This is a genomic window from Novosphingobium panipatense, from assembly GCF_900182875.1.
Classification (GTDB): domain Bacteria; phylum Pseudomonadota; class Alphaproteobacteria; order Sphingomonadales; family Sphingomonadaceae; genus Novosphingobium; species Novosphingobium panipatense.
In genome coordinates this window covers 332394-345715 of the sequence record NZ_FXUI01000002.1, presented here as the reverse complement: position 1 = coordinate 345715, position 13322 = coordinate 332394, and the positions used below count along the sequence as shown (strand labels likewise).

12 protein-coding genes are annotated in these 13322 nt (G+C 63.6%); 10 read left to right on the top strand and 2 right to left on the bottom strand.

Annotation, left to right across the window (positions count from 1 at the left end; translation table 11 throughout):
• The first annotated feature begins 1 nt into the window (after position 1).
• The 3 genes from proS to rnr all read left to right on the top strand — a co-directional run bounded on the left by proS (position 2) and on the right by rnr (position 4483).
• Entirely contained in the window at positions 2–1549 is a 1548-nt protein-coding gene (proS, locus tag QOL62_RS04545; protein WP_283405353.1) for a proline--tRNA ligase, read from the top strand.
• A 29-nt stretch (positions 1550–1578) separates the two neighbouring features.
• Positions 1579–2163: a DUF805 domain-containing protein gene (locus QOL62_RS04540; protein ID WP_283405352.1), complete on the top strand. Its 585-nt coding sequence runs from the start codon at positions 1579–1581 to the stop codon at positions 2161–2163.
• 64 nt (positions 2164–2227) lie between these two features.
• On the top strand, positions 2228–4483 hold the full coding sequence (gene rnr / locus QOL62_RS04535; RefSeq protein WP_283405351.1) for a ribonuclease R: 2256 nt from the start codon (positions 2228–2230) through the stop codon (positions 4481–4483).
• A gap of 61 nt (positions 4484–4544) precedes the next feature.
• On the opposite strand, the gene QOL62_RS04530 is transcribed toward rnr, so the two are convergent.
• Complete coding sequence (locus QOL62_RS04530) at positions 4545–5000, bottom strand: universal stress protein (RefSeq protein ID WP_103729759.1); 456 nt, start codon at positions 4998–5000, stop codon at positions 4545–4547.
• Between the two features lie 163 nt (positions 5001–5163).
• Here QOL62_RS04530 and QOL62_RS04525 point away from each other — a divergent pair, with 163 nt between their 5' ends.
• From QOL62_RS04525 to lpdA, 4 genes are read left to right on the top strand one after another with little or no spacing between them, the layout of a single operon-like run.
• A complete protein-coding gene (locus tag QOL62_RS04525; RefSeq protein WP_283405350.1) occupies positions 5164–6504 on the top strand; it encodes a pyruvate dehydrogenase complex dihydrolipoamide acetyltransferase in 1341 nt (446 codons plus the stop codon).
• 13 nt (positions 6505–6517) lie between these two features.
• Positions 6518–6919 carry an acyl-CoA thioesterase gene (locus tag QOL62_RS04520; protein ID WP_283405349.1) on the top strand — a complete coding sequence of 134 codons (402 nt, stop codon included), beginning with the start codon at positions 6518–6520 and terminating at the stop codon, positions 6917–6919.
• Positions 6920–6924: 5 nt separating this feature from the next.
• Positions 6925–7302 (top strand): acyl-CoA thioesterase, encoded by a 378-nt coding sequence (locus QOL62_RS04515; protein WP_103729756.1) that lies wholly within the window; start codon positions 6925–6927, stop codon positions 7300–7302.
• A 2-nt stretch (positions 7303–7304) separates the two neighbouring features.
• Complete coding sequence (lpdA, locus tag QOL62_RS04510) at positions 7305–8720, top strand: dihydrolipoyl dehydrogenase (protein ID WP_283405348.1); 1416 nt, start codon at positions 7305–7307, stop codon at positions 8718–8720.
• Positions 8721–8791: 71 nt separating this feature from the next.
• On the opposite strand, the gene QOL62_RS04505 is transcribed toward lpdA, so the two are convergent.
• Positions 8792–9109 carry a PilZ domain-containing protein gene (locus tag QOL62_RS04505; protein WP_103729754.1) on the bottom strand — a complete coding sequence of 106 codons (318 nt, stop codon included), beginning with the start codon at positions 9107–9109 and terminating at the stop codon, positions 8792–8794.
• A 196-nt stretch (positions 9110–9305) separates the two neighbouring features.
• Here QOL62_RS04505 and acs point away from each other — a divergent pair, with 196 nt between their 5' ends.
• The 3 genes from acs (at position 9306) to QOL62_RS04490 (ending at position 13297) form a co-directional block, all read left to right on the top strand.
• Positions 9306–11255: an acetate--CoA ligase gene (gene acs / locus QOL62_RS04500; protein ID WP_283405476.1), complete on the top strand. Its 1950-nt coding sequence runs from the start codon at positions 9306–9308 to the stop codon at positions 11253–11255.
• 112 nt (positions 11256–11367) lie between these two features.
• Positions 11368–11712 (top strand): DUF2322 family protein, encoded by a 345-nt coding sequence (locus tag QOL62_RS04495; RefSeq protein ID WP_103729753.1) that lies wholly within the window; start codon positions 11368–11370, stop codon positions 11710–11712.
• 274 nt (positions 11713–11986) lie between these two features.
• Entirely contained in the window at positions 11987–13297 is a 1311-nt protein-coding gene (locus tag QOL62_RS04490) for a cytochrome P450 (protein ID WP_283405347.1), read from the top strand.
• Positions 13298–13322: the final 25 nt, after the last annotated feature.

The window sequence follows — 13322 nt, the reverse complement described above, 5'->3', positions numbered from 1 at the left end:
CATGAATCAGAAGACCGCCATTCGCCACGCCCTTTCCGTCAAGCGGGAAGACGATTTCGCCCAGTGGTACCAGGAAGTCGTTTCCGAAGCCGAAATGGCCGAGGAATCCGGCGTTCGCGGGTGCATGGTCATCAAGCCATGGGGCTATGGCGTGTGGGAGCGGATCCAGCGTCTGATGGATGATCGCATCAAGGCCGCCGGTATCCAGAACTGCTACTTTCCGCTGTTCATCCCGCTGTCCTACTTCTCCAAGGAGGCCGAGCACGTCGAAGGCTTCGCCAAGGAGATGGCCGTCGTCACGCATCACCGTCTGGTGAGCGACGGCAAGGGCGGGCTTGTCCCGGACCCGGAGGCGAAGCTTGAGGAGCCGCTGATCGTCCGCCCGACGTCCGAAACGGTGATCGGTTCGGCGATGGCGCGCTGGGTCCAATCGTGGCGCGATCTCCCGCTCATGGTGAACCAGTGGGCGAACGTCGTGCGTTGGGAGATGCGCACGCGAATGTTCCTGCGCACGAGCGAGTTCCTCTGGCAGGAAGGCCACACCGCGCACGCCGACCGCGATGATGCCATGGCCGAGACGCTGCGCGCTCTCGAAATGTACCGCGACTTTGCGGAAACCGAGCTGGCCATGCCGGTGATCGCCGGTGAGAAGCCCGAGAACGAGCGGTTCCCCGGCGCGGTGGCGACCTATTCCATCGAAGCGATGATGCAGGACGGCAAGGCGCTGCAGGCGGGCACCTCCCACTATCTTGGCACCGGCTTCGCGCATGCGGCGGGCATCACCTTCCAGGATCGCGAAGGTACGCAGCAGTACGCGCACACGACGAGTTGGGGCACGTCGACGCGCATGATCGGCGGCCTGATCATGACTCATGGCGACGACGACGGCCTGCGTGTCCCGCCGGCGGTTGCGCCGTACCAGATCGTCGTTCTGCCGATGCTGCGCGACGGACCGGAAGATGACGCACTGCTCGCGTACTGCGAGGAGCTGCGCAAGGCGCTCGCCACTCAATCCGCACTGGGTGAACCGGTGCGCGTTCTGCTGGACAAGCGCCCCGGCAAGGCCACGCAGAAGCGCTGGGCCTGGGTGAAGCGCGGCGTTCCGCTCATCCTCGAGATCGGCGGCCGGGATGCTGCGGGCGGACAGGTCTCCATGCTGCGCCGCGACAGGCTCTGGAACGAGGCGGCTAAGGCCAACTTCGTGGGCATGGCCAAGGAGGACTTCCTCTCCCGCGCGGTAGCCGAGATCGAGGACATCCAGGCATCGCTGTACGCCGAAGCCAAGGCCAAGCGTGACGCCAACATCTCCCGGGCTGCAAGTTTTGATGAACTCGCGACCTTCTTCGCCGAAGACAAGCGCTACCCCGGCTGGGTCGAGGTAGAATGGGCGCGTCCGACCGGCGACGAGCTCGACGCGATCGTGCAGAAGCTCAAGGCGCTGAAGCTGACCATGCGCAACTCGCCGCTCGACGGAGAGCCCGCGAACGGCACCTGCATCTTCACCGGACGACCCGCGGCCGAGAAGATCTACATCGCGCGTTCCTACTGAGTAAGCCGCGCCACCAAGGGGAGGCCGCAATGATCGCTGCGATAAGGTACAACCTCTCGAACCTTGCGAACTTTCGCGGGCGGCAGAGCCGTTCGCCCTTCTGGTTCTACGTGCTGTTCCTGGCGATCATTCAAGTGGTGATCTCCTTCGTGATCTCTATCGGCCTGACGGGGCCGATGACGGCAGATGTCTTTTCTTCCGTCCAGCAGGGATTGGGCGAGGCGGAAATCCAGGCGCGGCTGTTTGAGCGCCTTGCGGGCATGATGCGCACCTCGGTCTGGGTATCGGTCGTGACAACGCTCATCATGGCCGGCTTGCTGGTGGCGGCCTTCACGCGCCGCCTTCATGACGCGAACAAGTCCGGCTGGATCGCGGTGTTCGCCGTTGTAATCCAGCTTGCGGCGCTCGCCCTGCAAGTTGCGTCGGTCGATGCCGTCGCGCAGCTCATGGTCATCGCGCAGACCGGGGACGTCGCAAGACTGCAGGAAGCTCAGGGGCAGCTGATGGTAAACGGCATGATCGCCTGGGTACCGCTGCTTGTCATCGTGGTTTTCGGGGTGTGGCCTTCCAGTGCTGGCGCCAACCGTTATGGGCTCCGGCCGGAGGCTTACTGACCCGCTTGCGGTCGTTACCGCCTTCACCATTGCATTGCGGATCAGTTAGCCCCATTTGCGAGTGATGCCCGCAAAGAACCGGCCCGCCCCCGGCTTGCCCACGCGCAAGCAGATTCTCGACTTCATACAGAACTCTCCTGTGCCTGCCGGAAAGCGCGAAATCTCTCGCGAGTTCGGTCTCAAGGGGAACGAAAAGATACAGCTGAAGGCGCTTTTGAAGGACATGGCCGAAGAAGGCCTGATCGACGGAAAGCGCACGGCCTTCCACAAAATGGGTGGCCTGCCCAAGGTCACGGTGCTGCGCGTCATCGACATCGACGAGGGAGAGGCGATCGCCGTCCCGGACACGTGGCAGCCGGACGATGCAACGCCGCCTCCGCGTATCAGGCTGGTGGAGAAGGGCCGGGGCTCAGCGCTGCGAAAAGGGGATCGGGTGCTTTCGCGCACCGAAGAAACCGGCACAGGCTGGCGCGCCTACCCGATGAAGAAGCTTGAGCTCCGGGCCGACCAGATCCTCGGCGTGGTCGAGGTTGATGGCAGCGGCAAGCCATGGCTCGCACCCGTGGACAAGCGGATCCGCAACTCCTCCCCGATCTCCGACATCGGCGAAGCCAAGGTGGGTGAACTCGTCTTGGGTGTTCCGATCGGTCGTTCGGCGCGCCCGTCCATCAAGGTTACGGAAGTGCTTGGCGAACCGTTGGCGCCCAAGGCGTTCAGCCTGATCGCCATCCACAAGCATGGCATCCCGAATCATTTCGGGGAGGAGCTCCTGGCCGAGGCTGAGGCGGTCGCGCGCATGCCGCTCAGTCCTGATCACCGGGAGGATCTGCGCCACCTGCCGATCGTTGCCATCGACCCCTCCGATGCGCGTGACCATGACGACGCCATCTGGGCGCAGCCCGACGGCGCGGGCGGGTTCGATGCGCTGGTCGCGATCGCGGATGTGTCGTTCTACGTGCGACCCGGCAGCGAAATCGACCGCGAGGCACGGCGGCGCGGCAATTCGGTGTACTTCCCGGACCGCGTCGTTCCGATGCTGCCCGAAGTGCTGAGCGCGGACGTCTGTTCCCTGAGATCGGGAGAGGACCGCGCGGCGATGGCCTGCCATCTCAAGATCGATGCACAGGGCAAGGTCGTCGACTGGCGCTTCACGCGTGCGCTTGTCCGGATCCATGAAGTGGTCGCCTACGAGGAGGCGCAGGCGCGAATCGACGAAGGCAGGGCCGAGGAGCATCTGCAAAGTCTGTGGGCCGCATGGCGCCTCCTTGCGAAGGCACGCGATGCTCGCGATCCGCTGGAACTTGAGTTGCCGGAACGCCGTGTCAAACTGGACGACGAGGGACGCATCACCGAAATCGCCATTCGGGAGCGGCTTGACGCGCACCGCGTGGTCGAGGACTTCATGATCGCCGCCAACGTCGCTGCAGCAAAGGCGCTGGAAGCGAAAGTCGCGCCTGTCGTGTACCGCATCCACGAAACGCCGAGCCGCGAAAAGCTGATGGCGCTCAAGGATTACCTCGCCACCTTCGGCAAGAAGCTGGCGATGGGGCAGGTGATCACGCCCGGCCTGTTCAACCGCATGCTGAAGGACATCGCGGACGAGACCGAGAAGGCGCTCATCATGGAAGCGGTCCTGCGCAGCCAGACTCAGGCTTACTACGGGCCGAGCAACGCGGGCCACTTCGGCCTCGCCCTCGCGTCCTATGCGCACTTCACGTCTCCGATCCGCCGCTACGCTGACTTGCTCGTTCACCGCGCCCTTGTCGACGGTTACGGGCTGGAACAGCCCAAGCCGAAGGGAAGCATCCCGGCACACTCCGGTCTGTCCGAGCGCGACCGGGAGGATCTCGGCCGCATCAGCGACGCGATCAGCCAGGCCGAGCGCCGGGCAATGGAGGCGGAGCGGGAGACGATCGACCGCTATGTGGCCGCCTGGCTCGCGAGCCGTGTGGGCGAGGTCTTCGAAACGCGCATCACCGGCGTGCAGAAGTTCGGGTTCTTCGCCACCATCATCGGGCTCGGCGGCGATGGGCTCGTTCCCGTCTCGACACTGGGCGATGAGCGCTTCGCGTACGACGACAAGGCGCAGATGCTCATCGGCGAACAGACCGGGACTACTTACGCCATCGGGCAGATCCTGAAGCTACGCCTTGCCGAAGCCAACCCGCTGACCGGGGCTCTCAAGTACGAGCTTGAGGAAGGCGCGGGCCGAATCGAGCCGCGAGGGGCTCCGCAGCCTCTCAAGAAGCGCGGCAAGCATCTTGTGGGTCACCGCGGGCGGCCGAAGAACATCCGGCATCAGGGGCGAGGGCGGCGCTGATCGCGCTGCGGAAGGGGCGGCGGGCCGGGGCGCCCGCCAATCAGAGCCGGCGTAGTCTCCGTTAGCTGAGACGTTCGATGGCCTCGGCGTCAAGACCGCCGGGGATCACGAAAACCGGGCAGGTCATGTGCGCCATGCCTGCGCCGGTGAAGTGAGCGACGAGCGGTCCCGGACCACCCTCCCTTGCCGCGCCCAGAACCAGTGCCGACACCTCGGGGTGCTCCTCGAGGTACTTGCGCACCACCTTGATGTCCTCCCCGACCCGCACGGAGATCGCCGGCATCTTTTCACCCTGAGACAGAAGGTTGCCGGCCGCAGCGGTGACCAGTGTTTCCGCACGGGCACGCGCTTCCTCTTCGATCGTGGCCTGCACGCCGCCGAAGGCATTGAACGGCTGGGGCGGGACCACGGCAAGAAGGTGCAGCGCGCCTTCCGTCTTCGCGGCGCGACGGGCTGCGTATTGCAGGGCAACGAGGGCTTCTTCGCTCTCGTCGATGATGACCAGGTATATGCGCATGATTTCCTCTCGCTCCGGCTTATCGGGCCGATAGCAGCGCTGCGCAAGCCATGTTCATTGCGAAAAACGCGCGCCAAGGCGCTTGTGCGCAAGGCGCAATTTGTCCAAGGAAGGGCGAAATCCGTAACGACCTCCCCCGGACCATAAGGAACGCAGAGTTTCCATGCCCATCGAGATCAAGATGCCCGCCCTGTCCCCCACCATGGAAGAGGGCAAGCTGGCCAAATGGCTGGTGAAGGAAGGCGACACCGTCTCTTCCGGTGACATCATGGCCGAGATCGAGACTGACAAGGCGACCATGGAATTCGAAGCCGTGGACGAAGGCGTGGTCGGCAAGATCACCGTTCCGGAAGGGACCGAGGGCGTCAAGGTCGGGACCGTGATCGCCGTGCTGGCCGGGGAGGACGAGGATGCGTCCGCCATCGAAGCGCCCAAGGCTGCTGCATCCGGGGCTCCCAAGGCGTCTGCCGACAAGGCTCCCGCAGCGGCCGCGCCGAAGGAGGCGAAGGCCGCCGCTCAGCCGAGGCCGGCCGCCGCTGCGAAGGTGGCTTCTTCGGGCGACCGCGTCGTCGCCTCGCCGCTCGCGAAGCGCATTGCCGAAGCGAAGGGTGTGGACCTCGGCAGCGTCACCGGCTCGGGGCCCAACGGCCGCATCGTGAAAGCCGACGTTGAAGCGGCGGAGGGCGGCACCTCGAAGCCTGTTTCGGCAGCGCAGGCGAACACGCCGGCCACTGCGCCCGAAGCGACCCAGGCCCCTGCGGGATCGTCTGTCGAAATGGCGGACACCACCCGGGCCCTGCTTGACGCGCGTGTTCCGCATACGGTGGAAAAGCTTTCGGGCATGCGCAAGACCATCGCCCGTCGCCTTGCCCAGTCCATGCAGGAAGCGCCGCATATCTACCTCACGGTGGACGTGAAGCTCGACAAGTTGCTGGCCCTCCGGTCGGAGATCAACACCACGCTCGAAAAGCAGGGTGTGAAGGTTTCGGTCAACGACATGCTCGTGAAAGCCCTGGGCATGGCTCTGATCGCAGTGCCGGAGTGCAACGTGACCTTCGCCGGAAGCGAGCTTATCAAGTACGAGCGGGCGGACGTCTCGGTGGCGGTTTCCATTCCCAACGGCCTCATCACGCCGATCGTGCAGGGTGCGAACGAGAAGTCGTTCTCGGCCATCGCCAAGGCGACCAAGGATCTTGGCGCACGCGCCAAGGAAGGCAAGCTGAAGCCGGAAGAGTATCAGGGCGGCACCGCCTCCATTTCCAACATGGGCATGATGGGCATCAAGCAGTTCACGGCCGTCATCAATCCGCCGCAGTCGACGATCCTCGCCATAGGCGCCGGCGACAAGCGGCCGTGGGTCATGCCGGACGGATCGCTGGGCGTCGCAACGATCATGACTGCCACCGGCAGCTTCGATCATCGCGCGATCGACGGTGCAGACGGCGCGCGCCTGATGGCCGCGTTCCGCGAGTTCGTCGAAAACCCGCTGGCGATGATTGCCTGAAGGACCGTTCACGATGGAGAACGAGGCCGGAGATCTGGTCATTCGCGTCACCGCGATGCCGACCGACCTCAACCCCTATGGCGGTGTCTTCGGGGGCTGGCTGATGAGCCAACTCGCCCTGGGCGCCGCCTCCCTTGTGACCCGGCGGACAGGGCACAAGGCCGTCGTGGTGGGGGCCACGGACTTCACCTTTCCGGGTGCCATGGTCGTTGGTGACGAACTCAACGTCTATGCCCGTGTGGAGCGAACCGGCCGGACATCGATGACCGTGGTCACGCGGGGCCTGGGCCGCGCACGGGCGAGCGAGGACGAAGTGGAGGTTGCAAGGGGCACCTTCACGTTCGTCACGCTCGATGAGCACGATCGTCCCCGGCCGATAGAGGAAGCCGCCGTGCCGGCTCGCGCGAAAGCTTGAATTTGATGGACGATTTTCGCGATCCCGTCATCCGCGTCACGGCTATGCCGGCGGATACCAATGCATACGGCGACATCTTCGGTGGCTGGCTCCTGAGCCTGATGGACTCCGGTGCCGGCCTTGTAGCGGCACGCTATTCCCGCGGCCGCGCCGTCACTATCGCGCTGGACGGTATGAAGTTTCACAAGCCCGTGAAGGTCGGGGACGAAGTCTCCGTCTACGGTGCGATCAGGAAGGTGGGCCGGACCTCGATGACCATCGGCATCGAAGCCTATCGGCGTCACCGTGCAGAAGAAGAGCGTGTGAAGGTGACGGAAGCCATCTTCACCTTCGTCGCAATCGACGATGCGGGCTTGCCCCGCGTTATCGAACAGGAGGATTGAAAGTGGCAGAATCTTACGACGTCATCGTTCTGGGTTCGGGCCCGGGCGGCTACGTAGCGGCAATCCGCAGCGCGCAACTCGGCCTCAAGACCGCGATCGTGGAGCGGGAGCTGCTGGGCGGGATCTGCCTCAACTGGGGCTGTATCCCGACGAAGGCTCTGTTGCGCTCGGCCGAGATCATGCACCACATGAAGCACGCGAAGGACTACGGGCTGGCGGCGGAAAACATAACCGCTGACCTTGACGCCATCGTCAAACGCTCGCGCGGTGTGGCCAAGCAGCTCAACCAGGGCGTCACGCACCTGATGAAGAAGAACAAGATCACTGTCCACATGGGCACCGGCAAGCTCGTCGCGCCGGGCAAGCTGGAAGTGACCGGGGAGAAGGGCACCGAGACCCTTTCGGCCAAGCACATCATCATCGCCACCGGTGCGCGTGCGCGCGAACTGCCGGGTGCCAAGTCGGACGGCAACCGCATCTGGACCTATCGCCATGCGATGACCCCCAAGGAAATGCCCACGAAGCTGCTGGTCCTCGGTTCCGGCGCGATCGGCATCGAGTTCGCCAGCTTCTACAACGATATGGGCGTCGACGTGACGGTCGTTGAGATGATGGACCGCATCGTACCGGTCGAAGACAAGGACGTCTCCGCGTTCCTGGAAAAGGCGCTGACCAAGCAGGGCATGAAGATCCTGACCGGAGCCAAGGCGAGCGACGTCAAGGCAACGGACAAGGGTGTTTCGGTCAAGATCACCCCCAAGGGCGGCAAGGAAGAGACCCAGGAATTCAGCCACGTCATCGTCGCCATCGGTATCGTGCCCAACGTCGAAAATATCGGCCTCGAAGAGCTCAAGATCGAGCCGGACGAGAAGTTCTTCGTCAAGGTGGACGATTATGGCCGCACCAATGTGCCGGGCATCTGGGCCATCGGAGACTGCGTGAAGGGCCCCTGGCTGGCGCACAAGGCGAGCCATGAAGGGGTTACGACGGCGGAATCGATTGCCAAGGAGCTCGGCAACAAGGACGTCCACCCGCACCCGCTCGATCGCAACAACATTCCGGGCTGCACCTACTGCCACCCGCAGATCGCATCGGTCGGCATGACCGAGGCGAAGGCGAAGGAAGCGGGCTACGAGGTGAAGGCCGGTACGTTCCCGTTCATCGGCAACGGCAAGGCGATCGCTCTGGGCGAACCCGAAGGCTTCGTGAAGACCGTGTTCGATGCAAAGACCGGCGAACTGCTTGGTGCCCACATGATCGGTGCGGAAGTGACCGAGATGATCCAGGGCTACGTCGTGGGCAAGACGCTGGAAACGACTGAGATCGAGCTGATGAATACCGTGTTCCCGCACCCGACGATCTCGGAAACGATGCACGAGGCGACGCTGGCCGCTTACGGACGTGCGATCCACATCTGAGCCACCTGAGCTGGATCGGGAACGGGGGCGGGCCGCAGGCTCGCCCCTTTTTTGTTGCCCTCAGGCGGCGATCAGGCTGCCAGCCTCACGATATGTTCGAAAACCGCAACGTGGAGCGGCTCTACGAACTCGCATCCCGCTGCGCCGTTGCGGGTCCAGCAGAGGCGGGCACTGAGCAGATGAAGGCCCGGTATTCGGATGCGCAGCGGCACCTGCATGCGCGCCTCGGGAAAGTGTTCGATCCGGAATCCTTCCGGCGAAAGGTCCTGGAGGTGAGCCGCTTTCCAAGGGCGCGTGGTTCCCTGCCGCACTTCGCACCATATCGACACCGCCGCGCGCGCCGCACGGGCTACACGGCAATCGTACTCAGCGGCATCGGGCTCAGGCATTGCGTCTCCAATCGGCGGGCCCCTGATGGTCGCTGAAAGTTACCAGGCCGTTAACGATCTAAGCTGCACCGAGGCTGGAAAATAGACGAGAATGCGACCTGGTACCTCCATCGCCTTGATCCTGGCGGCACGTCAAGCCATCTTCAGTGCCAATGCCGCCGGGTACGAATCCGGTTCCATGCGAGAGGAGATTGCCGTGGTTGAGGCTGTGTATCCGGTTCCTTCTGACTGGGCTGCGAATGCCTTGATCGATGATACGCGTTACCAGGAGATGTACCGCAGGTCCGTTGACGATCCGGAGGGGTTCTGGCGCGACGAAGCCATGCGGATCGACTGGATCCGTCCGTTCACGAGCGTGAAGCAGACGAGTTTCAACGAGGAGGATTTCGGCATTTCCTGGTTCGCGGACGGAACGCTGAACCTTTCGGCGAACTGCCTCGATCGTCATCTCGCCACTCGCGGAGAGCAGATCGCCATCCTTTGGGAGCCGGACGATCCGAAAAAACCGGAGCGGCGGATCACGTATCGTGAACTGCACGAGGAGGTCTGCCGCTTCGCCAACGTCCTCAAGGCCAGGGGCGTGCGAAAGGGGGAGCGGGTCACCATCTATCTGCCCATGGTTCCTGAGGCGGCCGTTGCGATGCTGGCGTGCGCGCGAATTGGCGCTATTCACTCCATCGTCTTTGCCGGCTTTTCCCCCGATGCGCTTGCAGGCCGCATCCGCGACTGCGACAGCCGGATCGTCATCACGGCGGATCAGGGCCTGCGGGGAGGAAAGACAATCGCGCTGAAGGCCTGTGTCGACGATGCCTTGGCGACGTGCCCGGGCGTCGACACGGTGATCGTGCTTGCCCATACCGGGGCGGACGTTCCAATGGTGGACGGGCGCGACTTCGACTGGGCTCTGGCGGTGGCCGAACAGAGTGCCGACTGCCAGCCGGCGGAGATGAGCGCTGAGGATCCGCTCTTCATCCTCTACACGTCGGGCTCCACCGGCAAGCCGAAAGGCGTTCTCCACACCACGGGCGGCTATGCCGTCTGGGCCTCGATGACGCATGAGTATGTGTTCGACTATCGCCCTGGCCAGATCTACTGGTGCGCCGCCGATATCGGATGGGTGACCGGGCACTCATACGTCGTTTATGGTCCGCTCGCCAACGGCGCCACCACCGTCATGTTCGAAGGTGTTCCCACTTATCCGGATGCGAGCCGATTCTGGCAGGTGGTCGACAAGTTCGGTGTGGAGATCTTCTACGGCGCGCCGACTGCCCTGCGGGCCCTCATGCGCGAAGGCGACGAATGGGTTGCGCGGACCAGCCGCCGGTCCCTGCGCCTGCTCGGCTCCGTCGGCGAGCCGATAAATCCGGAGGCATGGTCGTGGTATCACGAGGTCGTCGGAAAGGGACGGTGTCCGATCGTCGACACGTGGTGGCAGACGGAGACCGGCGGTATCATGATTTCCCCTTTGCCGGGCGCCACCGCGCTCAAGCCCGGATCGGCCACTCGACCGTTTTTTGGCGTGCAACCCAGGCTGCTCGATGCGGAAGGGAAAGTGATCGAAGGGCCTGGCGATGGCTGTCTGGTGATCACCGACAGTTGGCCGGGGCAGATGCGCACCGTCTGGGGCGATCACGAGCGGTTCTTCCAGACCTATTTCAGCACGTTCAAGGGTACGTACTTCACAGGGGACGGCTGCCGGCGTGACGAAGACGGCTACTACTGGATCACCGGCCGCATCGATGACGTAATCAACGTGTCCGGACACCGGATGGGCACGGCCGAGATCGAAAGCGCGCTTGTGGCACATCCCAAGGTTGCCGAGGCCGCCGTTGTCGGAATGCCGCACGACATCAAGGGGCAGGGCATCTACGCCTTCGTGACCTGCAATGTCGAGGTCGAGCCCGACGAGGCGCTTCGCAGGGAGCTTGTTGCCTGGGTCCGACGCGAGATCGGCCCCGTGGCAACGCCCGATGTCCTCCAGTTCGCTCCCGGGCTGCCCAAGACCCGTTCTGGCAAGATCATGCGTCGCATCCTGCGAAAGATCGGCGAGAATGACGTAGCGAACCTGGGCGACACCTCCACGCTGGCCGACCCGTCGGTGGTCGATAACCTGCTGGCGAATAGGCCCCAGCCAGCGACTGCCTGAGGGTGGCGGGCGCGCGCTTTTCGCCTCGGTTGGAAAGCGCGTGCCCGTGTTGCGGGAAGGAGCCGAAGGTGTATGAGCGCCCCCGAAGTTCACATCGGGGAAAACTACGAAGATGCTGCCCAGGATCCAAACCGCTCCCTCGTTCAAGGACAACCTTCTGCAGATGCCGTCGATCGAGGGCGTGCAGCGCATCGATCTGGTGGACGATGCGGGTTCTGCGGTCGCCAGCATCGAAAACAAGCCGGGCAAGCAAGGCTCGCTCGCCGTCTACCAGTACCTTCGGCAAGCGTTCGGCCGTCTGGACGCAAACGCGGCCGAACATGGCCTTCTCGTCTTCGGAGAACACACGCAGGATGCGCGCAATCGGCCCGGCGCTCATCCGAACATTGATTTGCTGCTTGCCACCGCAACCGGCGGCCCTGTGTTACGCATCGAGGTGATTTCAACCGACATCTGAATTCTCCCCGACTTAGCTTTGGCGTGTCGTGCGGCAGGGGCGCGTGCAGTCGATGAAATGATGTACCGGCTCCGCGCCGTGAAAAGGATGGCATCGGCCAACAGGCGGCCGATGCCATGGGCCGTCCCTTTGCCGTTGACCGGCAGTTCTCAAATGATACGATACACAGTGTTGCATAAGTGCAGGGTTGCTTCTCTGCACGGGCAACGCACGCAGTAGGAGGGCACCGCGGGCACGCGCGGTGCTTCGCGACATGCGGAACGGGAGATCGAGGATGCAGAGGCTGGCGGAGCGGGATTATTTCACAGACTACGAGATCTTGAAGGAGCCTTACGCCTTCTTCGACGCCTTGCGGGAGCATGGCCCGGTATTCCAGCCGCCCGGCAAGGATTACTTCATCGTCACCGGCTTCGACGAGACGCTGGAAGTTCTGAAGAACCATGACGCCTTCTCCGCCGTGATCGGGCTTCAGGGTGCCGCCGCTCCGCTGCCGTTCACGCCTCACGGATCGGACATAACGCAGCAGATCGAGCAGCATCGCGCGCAGTTCGCGGGCGGTGACCAAGTCGTCAATCTCGATGACGATGCCCATACCCGGTTGCGCGCGCTCATCAACACGCTCTTTACGCCGTCCCGGCTCAAGGCCAGCGAGGCCTTCATCGCGGAGTACTCGGATCGGATGGTCCGGGAAGCCGTGGCTGCCGGAGGCGTCGAACTCATCGGCAAGATTGCCACGCCGTTCGTGACGGTGGTCGTGGCGGACCTGCTGGGCGTGCCGGTAGAAGACCGGCAGGTGTTCATGGACGCGATTGCCGCCGCACCGCCGCCGGGGAGCCTGGACGGCAGCAATCCCATGGAGGGAGAGAACCATCCCTTTGCCGTCATGGGGCGCTACTTCTACGGCTACATCGCCGAACGCCGTGCAAACCCGAGGCCGGACATCCTCACCGAACTTGCGGAGGCGACTTATCCGGACGGGACGAAGCCGGAAGTGCATGACCTGGTGCTGCTTGGTATGTTCATGTTCGGCGCAGGACAGGACACCAGTGCGAAGCTGCTGGGCAACGCGATGAAGTATCTCGTCGCCCGTCCGGAATTGCAGGATCAGCTGCGCGACGACCCCGGGATGATCCCGGCGTTCCTTGAAGAGGTGCTGCGTATCGAGGGATCGACGAAGCAGACGGCGCGGCTTGCCCGAAAGGATACGCAGGTCGGCGGTGTGAAGATCCCAGCGGGTACAAAGGTGCTTGTGGCTCTTTCAGCCGCGAACCGGGACGCCCGTCGCTGGGTAAACCCGAACGACCTCATTCTTGGCCGCAGGAGGATCGTCGAACATGTGGGCTTCGGACGCGGCAAGCACGTCTGCGCCGGCGCGCCGCTCGCGCGTGTGGAGGTTCGAGTGATCCTGGAGAAGTTCCTCGAGTACACCTCGAGGATCGAGCTTGACCCGGCACGGCATCCGAACGGAGTCGCCGACCTCGTCTACGAACCGAGCTTCATCATCCGCGGACTTGCGGAGATGCACCTCAAGTTGACTCCCGCCGAGAAACTTGGAGCCAGGATCGCTTCCGCCGCCGAGGCCTGACGGGTGCTTGTAGTGGGTGACGTTT